16 protein-coding genes are annotated in these 19,856 nt (G+C 61.3%); 11 read left to right on the forward strand and 5 right to left on the reverse strand.

Going from position 1 to position 19,856, the window contains the following annotated elements:
* Positions 1–4: 4 nt before the first annotated feature.
* Complete coding sequence (locus BLU46_RS32230; RefSeq protein WP_063030246.1) at positions 5–691, forward strand: cysteine hydrolase family protein; 687 nt, start codon at positions 5–7, stop codon at positions 689–691.
* A gap of 64 nt (positions 692–755) precedes the next feature.
* The gene (locus BLU46_RS32235; protein ID WP_093209901.1) at positions 756–1,961 is read left to right on the forward strand and encodes an EAL domain-containing response regulator; all 1,206 of its coding nucleotides are present in this window, start codon (positions 756–758) and stop codon (positions 1,959–1,961) included.
* Here the strand turns inward: BLU46_RS32235 and BLU46_RS32240 are convergent, their stop codons facing one another.
* Both BLU46_RS32240 and BLU46_RS32245 read right to left on the reverse strand, forming a co-directional pair.
* The gene (locus tag BLU46_RS32240; protein ID WP_063030242.1) at positions 1,962–2,342 is read right to left on the reverse strand and encodes a RidA family protein; all 381 of its coding nucleotides are present in this window, start codon (positions 2,340–2,342) and stop codon (positions 1,962–1,964) included.
* A 401-nt stretch (positions 2,343–2,743) separates the two neighbouring features.
* Positions 2,744–3,697: a LysR family transcriptional regulator gene (locus tag BLU46_RS32245; RefSeq protein WP_063030240.1), complete on the reverse strand. Its 954-nt coding sequence runs from the start codon at positions 3,695–3,697 to the stop codon at positions 2,744–2,746.
* Positions 3,698–3,806: 109 nt separating this feature from the next.
* Here BLU46_RS32245 and BLU46_RS32250 point away from each other — a divergent pair, with 109 nt between their 5' ends.
* The 5 genes from BLU46_RS32250 to BLU46_RS32270 all read left to right on the forward strand — a co-directional run bounded on the left by BLU46_RS32250 (position 3,807) and on the right by BLU46_RS32270 (position 11,356).
* Positions 3,807–4,985, forward strand: a complete 1,179-nt coding sequence (locus tag BLU46_RS32250; RefSeq protein ID WP_063030238.1) for a M20 aminoacylase family protein — start codon at positions 3,807–3,809, stop codon at positions 4,983–4,985.
* Between the two features lie 15 nt (positions 4,986–5,000).
* Positions 5,001–6,287, forward strand: a complete 1,287-nt coding sequence (locus BLU46_RS32255) for an MFS transporter (protein WP_063030236.1) — start codon at positions 5,001–5,003, stop codon at positions 6,285–6,287.
* A 22-nt stretch (positions 6,288–6,309) separates the two neighbouring features.
* A complete protein-coding gene (locus tag BLU46_RS32260; RefSeq protein ID WP_231988844.1) occupies positions 6,310–9,024 on the forward strand; it encodes a glycoside hydrolase family 3 protein in 2,715 nt (904 codons plus the stop codon).
* Positions 9,025–9,162: 138 nt separating this feature from the next.
* Positions 9,163–10,275: a porin gene (locus tag BLU46_RS32265; protein ID WP_093209905.1), complete on the forward strand. Its 1,113-nt coding sequence runs from the start codon at positions 9,163–9,165 to the stop codon at positions 10,273–10,275.
* 139 nt (positions 10,276–10,414) lie between these two features.
* Entirely contained in the window at positions 10,415–11,356 is a 942-nt protein-coding gene (locus BLU46_RS32270; protein WP_093209907.1) for a cupin domain-containing protein, read from the forward strand.
* On the opposite strand, the gene BLU46_RS32275 is transcribed toward BLU46_RS32270, so the two are convergent.
* The 3 genes from BLU46_RS32275 to BLU46_RS32285 are packed head-to-tail and all read right to left on the reverse strand — an operon-like array spanning position 11,349 to position 14,813.
* Complete coding sequence (locus BLU46_RS32275; protein WP_093209909.1) at positions 11,349–12,263, reverse strand: LysR family transcriptional regulator; 915 nt, start codon at positions 12,261–12,263, stop codon at positions 11,349–11,351. The two genes, BLU46_RS32270 and BLU46_RS32275, sit on opposite strands and share 8 nt — an antisense overlap.
* 34 nt (positions 12,264–12,297) lie before the next feature.
* Entirely contained in the window at positions 12,298–13,020 is a 723-nt protein-coding gene (locus BLU46_RS32280) for a FadR/GntR family transcriptional regulator (protein ID WP_063030227.1), read from the reverse strand.
* Between the two features lie 56 nt (positions 13,021–13,076).
* Positions 13,077–14,813, reverse strand: coding sequence for an IlvD/Edd family dehydratase (locus BLU46_RS32285; protein WP_017480274.1), 1,737 nt, complete (start codon positions 14,811–14,813; stop codon positions 13,077–13,079).
* Between the two features lie 192 nt (positions 14,814–15,005).
* Here BLU46_RS32285 and BLU46_RS32290 point away from each other — a divergent pair, with 192 nt between their 5' ends.
* The 4 genes from BLU46_RS32290 to BLU46_RS32305 are packed head-to-tail and all read left to right on the forward strand — an operon-like array spanning position 15,006 to position 19,848.
* Complete coding sequence (locus BLU46_RS32290) at positions 15,006–16,328, forward strand: MFS transporter (protein WP_093209911.1); 1,323 nt, start codon at positions 15,006–15,008, stop codon at positions 16,326–16,328.
* A gap of 21 nt (positions 16,329–16,349) precedes the next feature.
* The gene (gene araD1, locus BLU46_RS32295; protein ID WP_093209913.1) at positions 16,350–17,342 is read left to right on the forward strand and encodes an AraD1 family protein; all 993 of its coding nucleotides are present in this window, start codon (positions 16,350–16,352) and stop codon (positions 17,340–17,342) included.
* Positions 17,343–17,353: 11 nt separating this feature from the next.
* Complete coding sequence (locus BLU46_RS32300; RefSeq protein ID WP_093209915.1) at positions 17,354–18,934, forward strand: aldehyde dehydrogenase (NADP(+)); 1,581 nt, start codon at positions 17,354–17,356, stop codon at positions 18,932–18,934.
* Positions 18,935–18,972: 38 nt separating this feature from the next.
* Positions 18,973–19,848 carry an SMP-30/gluconolactonase/LRE family protein gene (locus BLU46_RS32305; protein WP_093209917.1) on the forward strand — a complete coding sequence of 292 codons (876 nt, stop codon included), beginning with the start codon at positions 18,973–18,975 and terminating at the stop codon, positions 19,846–19,848.
* Positions 19,849–19,856 lie beyond the last annotated feature (8 nt).

The following is a 19,856-nucleotide window of genomic DNA, read 5'->3' on the forward strand; positions in this document are numbered from 1 at the left end:
CCCCATGCAACGTTTTACCCGTCGCTTCATGGCCGCTTGCGTGCTCTCCACCGTGGTTGCCAGCGGTGCTGCTATTGCCAACGATCACCCGACCATCCGCGCCATGTCGGGTGCCGAGCAGATCAAGCAATTGCCGGCCGCCAAGACCGCGCTGATCGTGATCGACTTCCAGAACGAATACTTCACCGGGCGCATGCCAATCCCGGATGGCGCCAGTGCCCTGGCGAAAACCCGCGAGCTGATCAACTACGCCGACAGCCACAAGATCCCGGTCTACCACGTGCAGCACGTGTCGCCGGCCGGTGCTGCGGTATTCGCCATTGATGGCGAGACCGTAAAGTTCCACAAGGACATGCAGCCACGCCCTCAGGACCACGTGGTGCAGAAGAACACCGTAAGCGTGTTCGCCAGCACCGACCTGGCCACACAACTGAGCAAGGCCGGGATCAACACGCTGATCATCAGCGGCCTGATGACCCACGCCTGTGTCGCCGGTGCCGCCCGTGATGCAGCGCCACTGGGTTTCAACGTGATCGTTGCTTCCGATGCTTCTGCCACCCGTGCGATCACCCGTCTCAATGGCCAAAGCGTCGACAAGGACGCCTTGCATCAATCGGCACTGGCCGAAGTCGAGGACACCTTCGGCGATGTGATGACCACCGAGCAAATCGTCAAGTTGCCCGTGCTCTAAACCGCTGCGACACGCCCGGCGTCATACCCGGGCGACCTTATTCCTTTCAGATGAGCCGACTTCAATGACGAGTTTTCCCATACGCGTGCTGGTACTCGAGGATCATCCTTTTCAACGTGCCGTCGCAGTGAGCCTGCTGCGCCAACTGGGTTGCCACGAGGTATTCGAGGCCGCAGACGGTGTGCAGGCGCTGACGGTGCTGCAACAGGTGGGCGGGGTGGATATTGCCCTGTGCGACCTGTGCATGGACGGCATGGATGGCCTGGAGTTTCTTCAGCAGGTGGGGCACTCGGGACTGGTCGGCTCGGTGATTATCAGCAGCTCACTGTCGGCCGATGTGCGCCGCACGGTGCAGCAGATCGTTTCGTTGCTGGGCCTGGAAATGCTCGGTGACGTCGGCAAGCCGTTGCAGGCCCACGCCCTGGAGACCCTGCTAAAAAAGCGCTCCAGTGGCCCTGGTGTCGCGCCACCCAAGGCTGCACCGGTACGCCTGGCCAGCGATGAAGAAGTGCGGTGGGCCCTCAACGAACAGCAACTGCAGGCCTGGTACCAGCCCAAGGTCGACCTGCATACCGATGACGTCTGCGGCGTAGAGGTGCTGACCCGCTGGGTGCACCCGTTGCGCGGCATCCTGTCGCCGGCCGTGTTCATGCCGGTGCTGGAGCGCTGCGGCTTGCTGGATACGCTGTTGTTCATGCAGATGAACCAGGCCCTGAGCCTGCAGCGACTGGCGAAAAACGCCGGGCTGGCGCTTGACCTGTCGTTCAACCTGAATGCCAGCCAGTTGACCAACAGCAACCTGACCGCAGTGATCAAGGGCATCCTCTCGCTGCACCAGACGGCACCTGCCAGCGTGACCTTCGAACTCACCGAAAGTGGCCTGCTGGAAGCCCCGGCCACCAGCCTGGAAACCCTGGTGCGCCTGCGCATGATGGGCTGCAAGTTGTCCATCGACGACTTTGGTGCAGGCTTCTCGTCGTTGCAGCGCCTGTGCCAGTTGCCGTTCAACGAGATCAAGCTCGACGGGGAGTTTATCCGCACCTTGCTCCACGAACCGCGCTGCCAGGCAATCGTCAGCAGTACCCTGGCATTGGGTGAAACCCTGGGGATGTCCGTGGTAGTGGAAGGCATCGAGACGGAGGAGCAGCGCGAGTCGTTGCTCGCGATGGGATGCACTCAAGGGCAGGGCTACCTGTTCGCCCGGCCCATGAATGATGTGGATCTGCTGCGCTGGCTACCGGCGGCGTCGAATATTGAACGACGCTCCTGATCAGCCCTTGGCGGCCATCGCAGTGACTTCAACCCGCATGCCTTCGACGGCCAGGGCGGCAACACCAACCGCCGCACGCACCGGCCAAGGCTTGGCGAAGTAGCGCTTGTAGACTTCATTGAAAGCGGCGCGGTCGGCCATGTCGGTCAGGTAGATGGTCAAATGCATGACCCGGTCAATCGAACTGCCGGCGCGTTCCAGCGCAACCTTCAGGGCTTGCAGAGTGCATTCGCTTTGCAGGGTGATATCGCCAAGCTCCAGGCTGCCGTCGGCGCGGGTAGGGATTTGCGTGGAGACGAGGATGCCGTTGAAGCCGATGACGTCGGAGGAGATGGAGTCAGGGTCGAGGTCGGGGGTGAAGGCGAGGTCGTTGTTGGCCATGCGATTCCCTTGGATGACGTCAGAAAGAAGGCCGATATGGTCCCCGAAAAAAAGGCCCAGGGCAAACCTGAGCCTTTTCGGCGAAACAGCAAAGTAAAACGGAAGTCCACGATCAACCGTGTTTGTTTAACTAACCTGTTGTTTTCGTGGATAGTTTAATTGCCAATAGTTGCATGCACAGGTGCACGACTGATTAAACTCGATTAATTAAAATTCACTGTGCGTACGCGCACGTTGCTGTAGTTTCAACCCTGTCTTAGCCGCTCTGCTTCGACAACATCCTTTGGTTTGCCGCCGCAGTCTCTGCGGCGGTTTTTTTATGGGCGCTGGATGTAGATATATTTAATCTTTTACAAAGTGGCACTTTGATAGTTATTAAGAGCCAACTAACCATAGGCGATTTAATAGAACAGATCCTTCGGTGACAGCATCTCGCTGAACGGTGAGCCTGGCCTCCTGGCGTGCTGCTTGATCACCTGCTTCAACACGGCAACGAACGCAGTGGCAGCCTTGCTGCGCACGTTACCTCGGCGGCTGACCACCCCGAGGATCCTCGATTTTGAACCCTTGAACGCACTCAACGGCGCCACCGCATCGGCAAAACACTCGGACTTGAGCAGCAGGTCCGGCAGCACCGTCAGCGAATCCGTCTGCAGTAGCACCGGCAGCAGAATCCCCGCCGAGTGCACGCTCACCACGTGGCTGGGTGGCGGTGACAAGCGAAACTCGCGGTTCAGGTCGCTGATAAAGGTGTTGTGCAGCGAAGGTGGGTAATTGGCCAGCCATTTCATGGCATTCAGTTCATCGATAGAGCCGGAGTGTCGCAGTGGGTGATCGTTACGCCCCACCACATGGGCCTGATAGGAAAACAACGGTTCGATCGAGAACTCGTTTTCAGTGATGAAGTTACTTGCCTGGATCAGCGCGAAATCCAGATAGCCATCCCGCAACTGCGGCACGGAAATACCGTGCAACCCCTCGAACACTTCCAGGAAGACATGGGGATACTGTTGCTGATAGAGGCTCAGGCATTCCGGCAAAAAGGTGAAGTTGATAAAGGGCGCGATGGCGATGCGCAGTCGTTCGGCCTGCCCGCTGCGGATCAGGTTCAAGTCGGCCTTGGCTTTCTCGATCTCGCTGAGTATCAGGCGCGCATGGTGCAGCAGGCTTTTGCCAGCCTCGGTAAACCGCACGCCGGTGTGGGTGCGCTCCAGCAGTTCCACCCCTTGCTGCTGCTCAAGGTCGCGCAGGGTGCGGGTGATTGCCGCTTGGGTCAGCCCGACTGATTTGGCCGCACTGCGGATGCTCCCGGTTTCGGCGACGGCGACCAAGGCGGTGAACTGGTTGGTTTTCATGTCGACCCTAATGACAACTAAATGTTGTCATCGAGCCTAAAGGTTGTCTTTTCATTCTGTCAATACGGGTCAGAATCTGCCCAATATCGAGTCTGAGGAGACAACAAAAATGAAGATTCTGGCAGAGATCGAGCAGATTCAGGACGAGATGATAGCCATCAGGCACGCTATCCACGCGCATCCGGAATTGGGCTTCGAAGAGTTTGCAACCAGTGACCTTGTGGCGCAAAAACTCGAGGAGTGGGGCTTTGAGGTGCATCGCGGGTTGGCGGGCACCGGTGTAGTCGGGCAGTTGTGCAACGGTGATGGTCCGCGCATCGGTTTACGGGCCGACATGGATGCGCTGCCAATTGCCGAGGAAACCGGCCTGGAATACGCCAGCACCCAACCCGGCAAGATGCACGCCTGCGGCCATGACGGTCACACCGCAACGCTGCTGGCAGCGGCCAGGGTATTGGCTAACACCCGGCGCTTCAGCGGCACCCTGAACGTGATCTTCCAGCCGGCGGAAGAAGGCCTGGGCGGCGCCCGTGAAATGGTCGAACAGGGTTTGTTTGAGCTGTTTCCGTGCGATGCGATCTTCGCCATGCACAATATGCCGGGCTACCCCCCGGGCAAGCTGGGCTTTCTCGCCGGGCCGTTCATGGCCTCATCCGACACGGCGACGATCACCCTGAACGGCGTGGGAGGGCATGGAGCAGTGCCCCACAAGACAGTGGATCCGGTAGTGATCGCGGCTACTTTGACCTTGTGCCTGCAAAGTGTGGTATCGCGCAATATCGACCCACTGGATACCGCAATCGTCAGCGTTGGCTCTATTCATGCAGGTTCCGCTGCGAATGTGATCCCGGCATCCGCCAAGCTGCTGGTCAGCGTTCGGTCGTTGCGAGCAGACACTCGCGACCTGTTGCAAACCCGCATTACTACCCTGGCGCAGCACATCGCACAGAGTTACGGTGGCAACGCAGACGTGCATTACAACCGGCGTTACCCGGTACTGGTCAATGATGAGGCGGAGACGGAACTGGCCCGCAGTGCAGCTCTGGAATGGTGCGGGGAAGACGGCCTGATCGAGAATATGCGCCCGCTCACGGGCAGCGAAGACTTCGCCTTTATGTTGGCAAAATGCCCGGGCTCCTACCTGATCATCGGCAATGGCGACAGTGCGGAGAACGTCATGTGTCACCATCCCAAATTCGACTTCAACGACCAGTGCCTTTTGGTCGGTGCGTCCTACTGGGTCAAGCTGGTGGAAAAAATGCTCAAGCACACTGCTGCTGTCAATTGAGGCCCGGACCCGATCATGGAAACTACTTTATCTGAAGCGTCCGCCGTGTCTGCGCGCACATCGGCACCGGCCCAGCCCGGCAGGAAAAACAACATCGCCGCCGTCACCATCGGCAATGGCCTGGAGTTCTACGACTTCACGGTCTACAGCTTTTTCGCCACGGTGATCGGCAAGCAGTTCTTTCCCATGGAAGGCTCAAACCAACTGCTGCTGGCGTTCGCCACCTATGGCATCGGTTTTTTCATGCGCCCGTTGGGCAGCATTTTGCTCGGCCAGTATGCCGACCGGGTAGGGCGCAAGGCCGCGATGATATTGACCCTTTGGCTGATGGCCATCGGTTCGCTGATTTTTGTGCTGACGCCCACCTACGGCCAGATAGGTATCGCCGCGCCATTGCTGATCGTGTTTGCCCGACTGCTGCAAGGCTTCGCGATTGGCGGCGAGGTCGGCGCGTCGACGACTTACCTGATGGAAAAAGCTGACAGCCACGAACGAGGTTACTTCACCAGTTGGCAATTCTTCAGCCAAGGCCTGAGCGTGTTGCTCGGTGCAGTGGTGGGCCTGAGCGTGAACTACGCCCTGACCGAGGAACAGGTCATGGCCTGGGGCTGGCGTCTGCCATTTGTGATCGGGCTGCTGGTGATCCCGGTGGGCTCGTATATGCGCCGGCACCTGCAGGAAAGTGACCAGGTGAAGCACGACGTCAGCCATCGCTTGAGCTGGGGCGAGCATAAACGTGCGTTGGTCGCCGGAATCCTGATCGCCATCGGCGGCACTTCGGCCTCCTATGTAATCCTGCATTACCTCTCGAATTTTGCCGTGGCCCAGTTACACCTGCCGCTGTCTGCCGGGATCTGGACCGGCTGCGCAGCGGGTGCCGTGCAAGTGGCGCTGGCGGTGGCTTCCGGCCGAGCCTGTGATCGCTGGGGGCGCAAGCGCATGATTTTCTGGTCGCGGCTGGCCTTGTTGCTGTTGATCTACCCGGCGTTCGTGCTGTTGCAGCACTCGCCCACTTTGCCCGCGCTGGTGATTGTGGCGAGTACCCTGGCGGCGTTGCTGGTGTGCAATACCGTGCCGTCGCTGGTGTTGCTTGCCGAAATTTTCCCCGCCCAGGTCCGGGCGACAGGCCTCTCGGTGACCTATGCCCTGGCCAGCATCATTTTCGGCGGCTTTGCGCAGTTCTTCTGCACGCTGCTGATCTCACTTACCGGCAACCCCAGCGCCCCGGCGTTCTACCTGATTGTGTGCGGGCTGGTTTCCCTGCTGGGCCTGGCGCTTGTCAAAGAACCCACTCAACGTTAACCCAGAAGTAACGGAGCTTTTCATGACTACCTCAATAACGCGGTACGGGCGCGTACGCCCTGGTTTTTTCCGACTGTCGACGCTGGCAGCGGCGGTGTTGTGTTCAACCCTGGCGGGGCCGTCCATGGCCAGGGAAACCGATGAGGCCCGGGTGGATGCCCTGCTGAAAAAGATGACCCTGGACGACAAGTTCAACCTGATCCGCGGCATGACCGAAGCGGATGCTACCAACCAGGGCCAGGCCGGCTACCTGCCGGGCGTACCGCGCCTCGGCGTGCCAGCCCTGCGCATGGCAGACGGGCCACCCGGTATCCTGACCCGCAAGGCCTCGATCATTCCCACCTCGACCATGGGCCTGGCCGCCACCTTCAGCAAACAGGATGCCTTTGATAACGGCACGGTGATTGGCGAGGAAGCAAAGCGCTTGGGCATCGACGTGGCGCTGGAGCCCTTCATCAACATGTTCCGCGACTCGGGCTTTCGGCGCGGCTGGAACACCTATGGCGAAGACCCGCTACTGACCGGCAGCATGGGCGCTGGATTGATCAAGGGCATCCAGGGCCAGGGCGTGATGGCGCAAGCCAAGCACCTGGTCGGCTATGACATGACCGGCTTTGACGTGAGCATCCCCGAGCAAGCCTTGCACGAGGTGTACCTTGCTCCGTTCCAGGATGCCGTTGACGCCGGCGTAGCGTCAATCATGTGCTCCTACAACAAGCTCAACGGCGAATTCGCCTGCGGCAACGAACAATTGCTGGAACAGGTGCTGCGCAAGCAGATGGGCTTCAAGGGCTTTGTCACCTCTGACTGGGGCGGCGTGCACAGTGCGCAATACATCAAGCGGGGCATGGACATGGAGATGCCCGGGCGCATCGATGAACAGCACCCATTCTGGGACATCATGCGTTCCTACTACGACAACACCGAGCAGCAACAGCCTGCGCTGCACACGTCCATGGGTAGCATGAAAAAGGTCTTCGCTCGGCCCATGCCGGAGGAGTGGATGGTCGGCCAGAGGCCAAACGTGCTGCTGGGGCAATTCCCCAACGACGAGAAGCCGAGCAACCTGTTTGAAGCCCTGCGGGATAAAACCGTCAGGGAACAGGACATCGACAAGGCCGCCAGGCGCGTGCTCGGGCAGATGGAGCGTTTCGGCCTGTTGGACAAGGGCAGCCACCAGCCACAGTCGACCCCGATGGTTCCCGGGTTGTCCGCCATCGTGCGCCGCACCAGTGAGCATTCGGCGGTGCTGCTGAAAAACCAGGACAACGTACTGCCGCTATCGAAGGACGACCTCACGGGCGTGGCGATGATCGGCCCGGGCGCTGTCCAGCCGGTTGCGCTAGGCGTCTCAGCCGAGCACGCGATCGGTATGCCGCAGCTACAAGTCGGGCCGGCCAATGCACTAAAGGCAATCGAACCGAATGCCGCGATCAGCGTGACGGTGGCCAATGACATGACCGGCGTCGTGATTCCGGCAGACCGGGTTTCGTTCGATGGCAAGCCAGGTTGGGTTAGAGTCGAGGAGGGGCAGAACCAGCGTGACAATCAACTGCAGTTCACTGGCGCGAATGCCCTGGCGGCAAACACCTTGCCAAGCTGGAAAACCCACCTGACCATCGACCAGGAAGGCGACTACAACCTCAACCTGCACATGCTTGGCGCCGGTGCCGTGCTGAAGGTCGACGGGAAAATCATCGGTGAAAGCAGCTCGTTGAAAAACGCCCTGCACGGTGATGTGGTGCATCCGGGGCAGGATGCCCTGATGCCAACCACCGATGGGCTCAACAACGTGCGGCGCATGGCCAAGCTCAGCCGTGGCGAACATCTGATTGAAGTCAGCACCTATAACGACACGTCTGGTGCACCGGTTCAAGTACGCCTGGCGTGGGTCACGCCGGCCATGCGTGAAGCCAACCGGGCGCAGGCGCTGGCTGCTGCCCGCAGCGCGAAGAAGGTCGTATTTTTTGCCTGGGCGCGTACCGACCCACAGTTTGGCCTGCCGGGCGACCAGGACAAACTGATCGAAGAAATCGCCGCGATCAATCCCAATCTCGTAGTGGTGCTCAACACCAGCAGCCCGGTCGCGTTGCCATGGCTGGACAAGGTCAAGGGCCTGGTGCAGATGTGGTGGACAGGTGATGAAGGCGGCCCTGCGACTGCGAACATCCTCACCGGCCGCAGCAACCCCGCAGGCCGCCTGCCGTTTACCTGGGCCCGCAGCCTGCAGGACTATCCCGCCACCGATCCCAAGTACCCCGAGCGTGGCCAGCAACTGGATGGCGTGGTCCGTTACACCGAGGGCGTCAATATCGGCTACCGCTGGTTTGAGTCGCAGCATAAGGCACCGCTGTTCCCATTCGGTTATGGGTTGTCCTATAGCCGCTTTGATTACAGCGCGCTGCAAACCTATCGCCTGGGCAATGGCGACCTCAAGGTTGATTTCAAACTGACCAACAGTGGTGGCGTTGCGGGAGATGAAGTACCGCAGCTGTACCTGAGTGCACCGCAACACAAGGTCGAAGGTGCCGAGTTCGCGCCGCAGACCCTGGTCGGGTTTGATCGGGTCAGCCTCAAGGCCGGGGAGACTCGGGAGCTGTCCATCACCGTGCCGCTGCGCAAGCTCCAGTACTGGGCGGTGAAGACCCAATCCTGGGAGCTGCCGCGAGGCAAGCGCACCTTGAAACTCGCCAGTGCGTCGGACAACGTGAAGGCCAGCCACGCCGTCTCGTTCTGACCGTTACACCCCATAAAAATAAAAATATCCAGGCTTTAGCGTCACCTACCTCTTGAACGTCTGCGCCATTGCCTGGTGGCGCAGCGGGAGCTTTCACCGATGAATTTCTCTGTTCGTCCAACTGGACAAGGCTTTTGCGTGCGTCATCGTTTTATCCTGGCGTGCTTCCTGGCGCTGTGCAGCGTGCAGCCAGCCATGGCCATCGACCTGATCAAGACCGACAGTGACCGGTTGGAGCTGCACGCCCAGGGCATTTTCGCGTCAAACGACAAGGTCTACATCCAGGGCCGTCACACCGGCAGCATCGGCCACCGCATCAACATGATCTACACCCACCAGCTCGACTCGCAGTGGGCCGTGGGCATGCGTCAGGAATGGGCCTACGACCCGTTCTACTACGACGGCACCGCCGCCCAGACCAAGCGTTTCCAGTATGTGTTCGTACGCAATGCGCGCTGGGGGCAACTGAGCTACGGGCAGCAAAAGTCCCTGACCTTCGACATGGTGGGTTCGATCACCGACTGGTATTTGGGCTACGGCACAAAAGGGCAGGGCACGTTCAATGGTTATGGCGGCAACCAGTTGCTGGGCTTCTCCCGGCCGAACAAAACCCTGTATTACCGGGTAAGAAGCGACGATTTCGAATTTGGCGTGATGTATGGCCTGGGCACCGGCCCGGTACACAACTCCGTCAACCCCAGCAGCGTGGGCGCCGGAAAATTCGTCGACAGCTCCCGCGATGCGCTGTACCAGGTGGGTACTGTCTGGCGCCCGGCAGATAATTGGTCATTGCGCCTGGCCTACGGCTACACCGAAATGAGCGAGCGTTCACTGGACGGCCACGCTCAACTCAACACCCGGCACCCGAATGTCGAAGGCTGGTTGTCGGGGGTGACCTACACCAATGCGCCCTGGTATCACGCGGTGGTTTACGGCGAGTACCGCAACCTGAATGCATCAGCACCCACCGCCAGTGGTTATCGCGAGGCTAAGGCACTGGAGTCCTACAGCAGCTATTCGTTTCCGGAAATGGGCGAGCTGGGATTCTTCAAGGCGTATGGCGGGATCAACCTGTTCTCGGACAAGAACAGCTCAGGGCGCAGCGGCTACTCGGTGGCCGGTTTTGCCCTGATCACCTTGCATGACACTTTGGCGATCGGCCTGGAGAGGAAGTTCGATATGGCCAGGAACAAGCAAGGCGACTATACGGGGCAGGATGAGTATGAGTTGGTCGCCAAGTACTACTTTTAACAATCTACCTGCCCCTGGTCGCACAACTGCTGTGCGACTTGGGGGGTTAATCCACTGCCGTACAGTGCCTATAGTCCTCTCACCGCCGCAGCGCCCCACGGAGCGTTGCGAAATCCAGCCGTAGATTGAGGTGATCATAATGAATAGCGAATTCAAGCCTGATGTGACCGATACCCAACCCCTGCACCTGCTCGACGCCGAGTACTTCGAATACAGCAAGGCCGCCAACCCCATCAGCGCCAACCTGATCACTCGCATTCCCTACCACAGCTTTCCGGCCTCGCTGTATGACAGCGGACCGTCCCGGGTGGTCCCGCTGGACCTCAGCGAGGCACTGGGCTGCGAAGGCCCGGCGACCGGGCCGGGGCTGTGTGCGAACTTCATGCGCCTGAACGCAGGCGACACGCTGGAGCTGCAACCCAACGCCACCTCACAGGTGTTTTATGTCATCGCCGGGGAGGGCAGTGTGGTCCAGGGCGAGCACCGCATCGACTGGACCAAAGGCTGCTTCATCGCGCTGCCAGGCCTGCAGCAAGCGCAGTTCAGTGCATCTGAGGATGCGCGCCTGTACTACGTCCACGATGAGCCGCTGTTGTGTTACCTGGGTGTGACCCGCTGTACCGATCGCTTCGTTCCGACGCTGTATCCCGCAGAACTGGCCAACGCAAAACTGCGCGAAGCCGCCGATGATCCCCGCGCCCAGGACCGCAGCCGTATCAGCATCCTGCTGGGCAATCGCAACTTCCCGCAGACCCGAACCGTGACCCATGTGCTGTGGGCGATGTACGGCATCCTGCCGGCCGGGTCGATTCAAAAGCCTCATCGGCACCAGTCGATTGCGTTGGATTTCATCATCGATTGCCCACAAGGTTGCTACTCGCTGGTGGGCACCGAACTGGACGCCGATGGGCAGATCCGCAACCCGGTGCGGGTCGACTGGTCGCCGGGCCTGGCGTTCGTCACCCCGCCAGGCTACTGGCATGCTCACTTCAACGAGTCCGATACGGAAGCCTTCCTGATTCCGATCCAGGATGCCGGGCTGCAAACCTATCTGCGGTCACTGGATATCCGCTTCAGTTGAGACGTTTCCAGTGCGGTGTTTCGCCCAGCTGCTCGACGATAAAGTCGATGAAGCACCGCACTTTGGAAGACACGATGCGCTTGGGTGGATAGACGAACCACACCGCCGGTGCGCGGCCGGCGATCCGGATAGTCCACTCTGGCAGCCACACCATCAGCTCGCCGGCTTCAATGCCCTTGGCCACCAGCCAGTCAGGCAGCAAGGCAAACCCCAGGCCTTGTTGTGCGGCGATCAACTGCGCGTCGAGGTCGTTGATGCGGATAGCGTCTTTATGCACCAATGGCGACACTTCATGCCCGTTGGCAAACGCAATATCCGCCGCGATATCTCTCCCCAGAATCACCGGCAGCGCCGCCAGTTCCGAAGGAACGGAAGGCGCCGGATGTTCCCGGCAAAACCCCGGGCTGGCCACCAGCCGGTAGCGCTCATCGCAGATTTTGCGCGCCTTCAAGGTGGAATCCGCCAGGGTTCCAATACGGATCGCAAGGTCCGCGCCGGCATGAATCAGGTTGACGTGGCTGTCGTCCAGCACCAGTTCCAGCTTGATCTGCGGGTAGCGGGCCAGGAAGGTATTCAAAGTGGGGAGGATATGGTGACGGGCAAAGGCGGGCGGCAGGTTGAGCTTGAGTACGCCCCGTGGGTGCTCGTTCAGTGCGGAGGTGGCGGCCTTGGCTTGCTCCAGTTCGTCCAGCACTCGGCGTGCGTGCATCAGGAATGTCTGGCCACCCTCAGTCAGGTGCAGCGTGCGCGTAGAGCGGTTGAACAGGGCGATGCCGAGGTCCTGTTCAAGGTCCTTCACGTAGCGGGAAACCGTGGAGGCCTTGATGCCAAGCCGGTCGGCGGCGCGGGAGAAGTTATTGCCCTCGGCGGCTTCGACAAAGGCGGTTAACGCAGCGAAGTAATCCAAGGGCGGCCTCGATCTTGACGGTGGGTTGCCTGGCCTACAGCGGCGTCAGCACATTCATCACGGTGTCCAGCGCGACCCGGGTATCGTCCAGTTGCACCAGGGAGGCATGCCGCGCGCCGAGGGCGTCACGGTTCTTGATCGCCGTGAGGATCGCCTTGTGCCGGGGCAGGCTGAGGCCCTGGATGTCGGGGCGGCGGTTGGTGATGTTGATGGACTCGCGAAGTGGCAGCGACAGCATGTTGCACATATAGGCCAGCAAGTCGTTGCGGGTCGCATCGGCAATTGCGCGGTGGAAGTCCAGGTCGGCCTGTAACAGCGCGTCGTGGGTATTGGCGGTTTCCATGCCGAGGTAGGCTTTTTCGATGGTGGCAATGTCGTCGTCGGTCGCGGTGGTCGCAGCCATGGCGGCGATTTCCGGCTCCAGGATCCGACGTACACCGGCCAGGGTGTTGAAAAACTCGCTGTGGGGCGTCGACTGCATCAGCCAGGACAGCACGTCCGGGTCCAGCAAGTGCCACTGCACCCGAGGGCGCACCACAGCGCCGACCTTGGGCTTGGAAATCACCAGGCCCTTGGCGCTCAGCACCCGAGTCGCCTCACGCAATACCGAGCGGCTGACCTTGTACTCCTCACACAAGGTGGCCTCCATGGGCAATCGTTCTTCCGGCTTGAAGCGTCCGGAAACGATGTGCATGCCCAAGTCCTGAACGATTTGGGCGTGCATGCTCTTGCGCGGCTTGGTCGGCTGCTGATCCATAACAGGGAGGCTACTCTGGCGAAATAGGCGGCATCATAGCATTGCTCCCGTCCCAATTAGTGGGAATGACGCGGCACTTCCGCACCACGGCAGCCCACCAGGAAGTCGAAGTCGCAGCCCTGGTCTGCCTGCAGTACGTGGTCGATGTACAACTGGCGGTAGCCCCCGACAATCAGCTGCTGCGGCGGCGCAAGGTCAGCCATGCGCGCCGCCAGTTCGGCGTCCGGGATGTCCAGGTGCAGGCGGCCATTGGCGCAATCGAGCTCGATCCAGTCGCCTTCCTTGACCGTGGCCAATGGGCCGCCGGCCGCCGCTTCCGGTGCCACATGCAGCACCACGGTGCCGTAGGCCGTGCCGCTCATGCGTGCATCGGAAATCCGCACCATGTCGGTCACACCCTGGGCCAGCAGTTTGGCGGGCAAGCCCATGTTGCCGACTTCCGCCATGCCCGGATAACCCTTGGGCCCGCAGTTTTTCATCACCAGGATCGAGTTGGCATCCACGTCCAGTTCCGGGTCATTGATGCGTTCCTTGTACATGTCGAAGTTCTCGAACACCACGGCGCGCCCGCGATGCTGCATCAGCTCGGGGCTGGCGGCCGAAGGCTTGAGCACCGCACCCAGTGGCGCGAGGTTGCCCCGCAGCACACAAATGCCTCCGTCGGCGCGGATCGGGTTGTCGAGGGTACGGATCACTTCGTCCTGGCCGTAGATCGGCGCTTCCCGGGTGTTTTCGCCCAGGGACTTACCGTTGACGGTCAACGCGTTCGGATGCGGGATCAGGTTGGCTTCACCGAGGCGGCGCAGCACCGCCGGCAGGCCGCCGGCGTAGTAGAACTCTTCCATCAGGAAGCGCCCGGAAGGTTGCAGGTCGACGATGGTCGGCATGCCACGGCCCATGCGGGTCCAGTCGTCCAGGTCGAGCTCGACGCCGATACGCCCGGCGATGGCTTTCAGGTGAATCACCGCGTTGGTTGAGCCGCCAATGGCTGCGTTGACGCGGATCGCGTTTTCGAAGGCCTCCTTGGTCAGGATCTTCGACAGTTTCAAGTCTTCACGCACCATCTCCACCGCACGCATGCCGGACATGTGCGCTAGTACATAACGCCGCGCATCCACCGCCGGAATCGCCGCGTTGTGGGGCAGGGAAGTGCCGAGTGCTTCGGCCATGCACGCCATGGTCGAAGCGGTGCCCATTGTGTTGCAGGTGCCTGCCGAGCGGGACATGCCGCCTTCGGCCGCGAGGAAATCGTCGAGGGTGATGGTACCCGCCTTGACCTGTTCGCTGAGCTGCCATACCACGGTGCCCGAGCCTATGTCCTGGCCCTTGTGCTTGCCGTTGAGCATCGGCCCGCCGGTGACAACGATTGCCGGCACGTCGCAACTGGCGGCACCCATCAATAGCGCCGGGGTGGTTTTGTCACAGCCGGTCAGCAGCACCACGCCGTCGATGGGGTTACCGCGAATGGCTTCCTCCACGTCCATGCTGGCCAGGTTGCGGGTGAGCATGGCGGTGGGGCGCAGGTTCGATTCGCCGTTGGAGAACACCGGAAACTCCACAGGAAAGCCGCCCGCTTCAATCACCCCACGCTTCACATGCTCGGCAATCTGGCGGAAGTGCGCGTTGCAGGGCGTCAGTTCCGACCAGGTGTTGCAGATCCCGATGATCGGTTTGCCATGGAACTGATGATCGGCAATCCCCTGATTTTTCATCCAGCTGCGGTACATGAAGCCGTTTTTATCGGCGGTACCAAACCAGCTGGCGGAGCGCAGGACGGGCTTTTTCTCGGACATGGTCGACTCTCTTATTGTAAGACTATATTGATCTAATCCTGGCTTAACATAGGCGTAAATTCGACGCTTTGGAAGTGTTGTTGATTAAATAGTAATACTATATAGTCCGATTCAACGAGGCTTGGCCCTGGCGGATTTCCGCGAGAGGCGACCCGCAATGCTCTATAAAAATAACAATCGGAGACTGCTCACATGAGCCAGGAACAGCGGCTGATACGTCGCATCACGCTGAAACTGATTCCCTTCCTGATCTTGCTGTACCTGATTGCCTACGTGGATCGCTCGGCCGTGGGCTTCGCCAAATTGCACATGGGCGCGGATGTCGGCATCGGCGATGCGGCGTATGGCTTGGGGGCAGGGCTGTTCTTCATTGGCTACTTCCTTCTGGAAATCCCCAGCAACCTGATGCTCGACCGTTTCGGCGCGCGGCGCTGGTTCGCGCGGATCATGGTCACCTGGGGCGCCATCACCATCGGCATGGCGTTCGTCCAGGGTCCCCACAGTTTCTATGTGATGCGCTTCCTTCTGGGCGCCGCCGAAGCCGGGTTTTTCCCGGGTGTCCTCTACTACATCACCCAGTGGTTCCCGGTGCGCCACCGCGGCAAGATCCTCGGGTTGTTCATCCTGTCCCAGCCCATCGCCATGATGATCACCGGCCCGGTGGCGGGCGGTTTGCTCGGCATGGACGGGCTTCTCGGCCTGCACGGCTGGCAGTGGTTGTTCATCGTCATCGGCACCCCGGCGATCCTGCTGACCTGGCCGGTGCTGCGTTATCTGCCGGACGGGCCGCAACAGGTCAAATGGATGGACCAGGCCGAGAAGGACTGGCTCACCGGCGAGCTGGCCAAAGACCTGCAGGCCTACGGCCAGACCCGGCACGGCAACCCGCTGCATGCGCTGAAGGACAAACGCGTATTGCTGCTGGCGCTGTTCTACCTGCCGGTGACCTTGAGCATTTATGGCCTGGGCCTGTGGCTGCCGACCTTGATCAAGCAGTTCGGCGGCAGCGACCTGACGACCGGGTTCGTGTCGGCGGTGCCCTACATCTTCGGGATCATCGGTTTGCTGATCGTCCCGCGCAGTTCCGATCGCCTGAATGATCGCTACGGCCACCTCGCCGTGCTCTACGTGTTGGGCGCCATCGGCCTGTTCCTCAGCGCCTGGCTGACAGCGCCGCTGTGGCAACTGGCAGCGCTGTGCCTGGTGGCGTTTGCGCTGTTCTCTTGCACGGCGGTGTTCTGGACCTTGCCGGGACGTTTCTTTGCCGGCGCGAGTGCGGCGGCGGGCATCGCCTTGATCAACTCGGTGGGCAACCTCGGCGGCTACATCGGGCCGTTCGTGATCGGCGCCCTCAAGGAGTACACCGGCAACCTTGCGTCGGGCCTGTACTTCCTGGCCTGCGTGATGCTGTTCGGGGTGGTGCTGACGGCTGTGGTCTATCGGCTGTTGGAGCGCAAGCACGTACTGCCGCCGGACCAGTTCGCCGCCAGCGCCCGTGGCGCCACCCGTACTTAATTGGCAATCAGGAGAAGACTCATGGGTTTAGTGCAGTTTGAATTGAGCAACGGCGAACGCCGGGTGGGCGTGGTCGAGGGTGATCAGGTACGCGAGGTGCGCGCCGCACGCACGGTACGTGACCTGGCACTTGCCGCCATCGAGGCCGGCGTCACCTTGCAACAGCAAATAGATCACCTCGGCCTGGGCGAGAGCCACGACTACGCCGAACTGCTGGCCGGGCACAAGATCCTGCCACCGCTGGATCACCCGGACCCGGCGCACACGCTGGTCAGCGGTACCGGCTTGACTCACTTGGGCAGTGCGGCGGCGCGGGACAAGATGCACCAGAACGCCAGTGACGAAAGCGCGATGACCGACAGCATGCGCATCTTCAAATGGGGCGTGGAGGGCGGCAAACCGGCTTCTGGCCAGACCGGTGTACAACCGGAGTGGTTCTACAAAGGCGACGGCACCATCGTGGTGCGCCCGGGCCAGCCGTTCCCGTGGCCGGCGTTTGCCGAAGACGCCGGCGAAGAGCCGGAAATTGCCGGGCTCTACGTAATTGGTCACGACGGCAAGCCGTATCGCCTGGGCTACGCGGTGGGCAACGAGTTTTCCGACCACGTGATGGAGCGCAAGAATTACCTGTACCTGGCCCACTCCAAACTGCGCAGTTGCAGCTATGGTCCCGAGTTGCGCCTGGGTGAACTGCCCCAGCACCTGGCGGGCACCAGCCGCATCCTGCGCAACGGCGAGGTGCTGTGGCAGCACGAATTCCTCAGTGGCGAAGCCAACATGTGCCACAGCCTCGAGAACCTTGAATATCACCATTTCAAATACACCCAGTTCCTGCGCCCAGGTGATGTGCATATCCACTTTTTCGGCACCGCAACCTTATCGTTTGCCGACGGCATTCGTAGCCAGCCAGGCGATGTGTTTGAAATCAGCCAGGCCGAATTCGGCGCGCCCTTGATCAACGGCATTGCCGTGGCCAATGGCGGCGTCGCACCTGGCGGCATAGGCACCCTTTGAAGGAGACAGGCATGACCCGGATTTACGGCCACAACTACATCGGCGGCCAGCGCAGCGCCACCGGTAGCGTCACGCTGCACAGCGTCGACGCCACTACCGGCGAAGCGTTGCCCTATGATTTCTACCAGGCGACGGCGCAGGAAGTGGACGCGGCAGCCAACGCCGCAGCAGCGGCTTACCCGGTTTATCGCAGCCTGAGCGCGCAGCATCGTGCGTCGTTCCTGGAGGCAATAGCCGATGAGCTGGACGTCCTTGGCGATGACTTTATCGCCTTGGTCTGCCGCGAAACGGCGTTGCCCGCCGGGCGTATCCAGGGCGAGCGCGGCCGCACCAGCGGCCAGATGCGGCTGTTCGCCAAGGTGCTGCGGCGCGGTGATTTCTACGGGGCGCGGATCGATCTGGCGCTGCCGGATCGCCAGCCTTTGCCACGCCCGGATGTGCGCCAGTACCGCATCGGTCTCGGCCCGGTCGCGGTGTTTGGGGCGAGTAACTTTCCCTTGGCCTTTTCCACTGCCGGTGGCGACACCGCCGCCGCGCTGGCGGCCGGCTGCCCGGTGGTGTTCAAGGCCCACAGCGGCCACATGGCCACTGCCGAGCGGGTCGCCGATGCGATCATGCGCGCGGCGCAGAGCACCGGCATGCCCGACGGCGTGTTCAACATGATCTTCGGCGGCGGGGTGGGTGAAGCACTGGTCAAGCACCCGGCGATCCGCGCCGTGGGTTTCACCGGCTCGCTCAAGGGTGGCCGGGCCCTCTGTGATATGGCAGCGGCACGTCCGCAACCGATCCCGGTGTTCGCCGAGATGTCCAGCATCAACCCGGTGATCGTCTTGCCCCAAGCCCTGCAAACCCGGGCAGACACCATCGCCCGCGACCTGGTGGCGTCGGTGGTGCAAGGGTGCGGCCAGTTCTGCACGAACCCGGGCCTGGTGATCGGGATTGCGTCGCCAGCGTTCACTGCCTTCACCCAACAGGTCGCCCAACTGATCGGCGACCAGCCGGCGCAAACCATGCTCAATACCGGCACCTTGAGCAGCTACGGCAAAGGCCTGCACACGCTGCTCGCCCATCCTGGCATCGAGCACCTGGCGGGCCAGGCGCAAGCCGGCAATCAGGCGCAGCCACAGCTGTTCAAAGCGGATGCCAGCCTGTTGATCAACGGCGATGAAGTGCTGCAGGAAGAAGTGTTCGGCCCCACCACCGTGTTCGTGGAAGTCGCCGATCAGGCGCAATTGAGTGCCGCGTTGCACGGCCTGCATGGCCAACTGACGGCGACGATCATTGGCGAGCCGGCGGATTTCACCCAGTTCGGCGAGTTGACGCCGCTGCTGGAACAAAAAGTCGGGCGCATCCTGCTCAATGGTTATCCCACCGGCGTCGAGGTGTGTGACGCGATGGTCCACGGCGGGCCTTATCCGGCGACTTCCGATGCCCGTGGCACCTCGGTGGGCACCCTGGCGATCGAGCGCTTTCTGCGACCGGTGTGCTTTCAGAACTACCCTGATAGCCTGCTCCCCGACGCGCTGAAGAATGCCAACCCGTTGCGCATTCAGCGTCTGGTAGATGGGCAGCCGTCGCGCGACGCGCTGTAACCGTGCCACCTGAAAACAACAAGAAAGCAGGAGGTTTCATGTCGTGGAATGCCGTCACACCGCACCGCGCTCGGCTCGGCGAAGGCCCGTTCTGGGACGAGCAGGGCCAGGCGCTGTATTGGGTGGATATCATCGGCCAGCAGGCGTTACGCCTGAAAGACGGGCAACTGCACACCTGGCAACTGCCTGAGCCTGTGTCGGCGTTTATCCCGTGTGCCAGCGGTGATGCGCTGGTAACCCTGAGCAGTGGCGTGTATCGCCTCGACCTCGATTCGGCGCCGAGCGATCCCCGCCTGACCTTGCTTTGCGTCGCCGACCCGCAACAGGGCAACCGCGCCAACGAAGCCCGCTGTGATGCCCAGGGCCGGCTGTGGCTGGGCACCATGCAGAACAACATCGGCGCGCACGGTGAAGATTTGCCGGTGCTGCAGCGTTCCGGCGGCCTGTTCCGGGTCGATGCCGACGGGCAGGTCACGCCGTTGCTGCAAGGCCTGGGGATTCCCAACACCTTGCTGTGGAACGACGCCGCTACCCATGTGCATTTCGGCGACAGCCTGGACGGCACGTTGTATCGGCACGCGATCACCGACGATGGTCAGCTTGAACCCGCGCAGGTCTGGTTCGGGCCTCACTCCCGGGGTGGCCCGGACGGTTCGGCCATGGACGCCGAAGGCTATATCTGGAACGCCCGCTGGGACGGCAGTTGCCTGCTGCGCTTGACGCCGGGCGGTGAAGTCGACCGAGTGATCGAGCTGCCGGTCAGTCGTCCCACCAGTTGCGTGTTCGCAGGCCCGGACCTCAAGACCTTGTACATCACCAGTGCCGCCAGCCCGCTGAATCACCCGCTGGACGGCGCGGTGCTGGCGATCGAGGTCGATGTGCCGGGGAAAATCTGTCACCGCTTTGCAGGATAACCAACAGG

Origin of the sequence: Pseudomonas yamanorum, assembly GCF_900105735.1 — a bacterium.
Taxonomy (GTDB): Bacteria; Pseudomonadota; Gammaproteobacteria; order Pseudomonadales; family Pseudomonadaceae; genus Aquipseudomonas; species Aquipseudomonas yamanorum.

Excerpts from the sequence above, each read along its gene's own strand:
- BLU46_RS32230 (WP_063030246.1), top strand. The coding sequence starts at position 5 with ATGCAACGTTTTACCCGTCGCTTCATGGCCGCTTGCGTGCTCTCCACC.
- BLU46_RS32235 (WP_093209901.1), top strand. The coding sequence starts at position 756 with ATGACGAGTTTTCCCATACGCGTGCTGGTACTCGAGGATCATCCTTTT.
- BLU46_RS32240 (WP_063030242.1), bottom strand. The coding sequence starts at position 2,342 with ATGGCCAACAACGACCTCGCCTTCACCCCCGACCTCGACCCTGACTCC.
- BLU46_RS32245 (WP_063030240.1), bottom strand. The coding sequence starts at position 3,697 with ATGAAAACCAACCAGTTCACCGCCTTGGTCGCCGTCGCCGAAACCGGG.
- BLU46_RS32250 (WP_063030238.1), top strand. The coding sequence starts at position 3,807 with ATGAAGATTCTGGCAGAGATCGAGCAGATTCAGGACGAGATGATAGCC.
- BLU46_RS32255 (WP_063030236.1), top strand. The coding sequence starts at position 5,001 with ATGGAAACTACTTTATCTGAAGCGTCCGCCGTGTCTGCGCGCACATCG.
- BLU46_RS32260 (WP_231988844.1), top strand. The coding sequence starts at position 6,310 with ATGACTACCTCAATAACGCGGTACGGGCGCGTACGCCCTGGTTTTTTC.
- BLU46_RS32270 (WP_093209907.1), top strand. The coding sequence starts at position 10,415 with ATGAATAGCGAATTCAAGCCTGATGTGACCGATACCCAACCCCTGCAC.
- BLU46_RS32280 (WP_063030227.1), bottom strand. The coding sequence starts at position 13,020 with ATGGATCAGCAGCCGACCAAGCCGCGCAAGAGCATGCACGCCCAAATC.
- BLU46_RS32285 (WP_017480274.1), bottom strand. The coding sequence starts at position 14,813 with ATGTCCGAGAAAAAGCCCGTCCTGCGCTCCGCCAGCTGGTTTGGTACC.
- BLU46_RS32290 (WP_093209911.1), top strand. The coding sequence starts at position 15,006 with ATGAGCCAGGAACAGCGGCTGATACGTCGCATCACGCTGAAACTGATT.
- araD1 (WP_093209913.1), top strand. The coding sequence starts at position 16,350 with ATGGGTTTAGTGCAGTTTGAATTGAGCAACGGCGAACGCCGGGTGGGC.
- BLU46_RS32300 (WP_093209915.1), top strand. The coding sequence starts at position 17,354 with ATGACCCGGATTTACGGCCACAACTACATCGGCGGCCAGCGCAGCGCC.
- BLU46_RS32305 (WP_093209917.1), top strand. The coding sequence starts at position 18,973 with ATGTCGTGGAATGCCGTCACACCGCACCGCGCTCGGCTCGGCGAAGGC.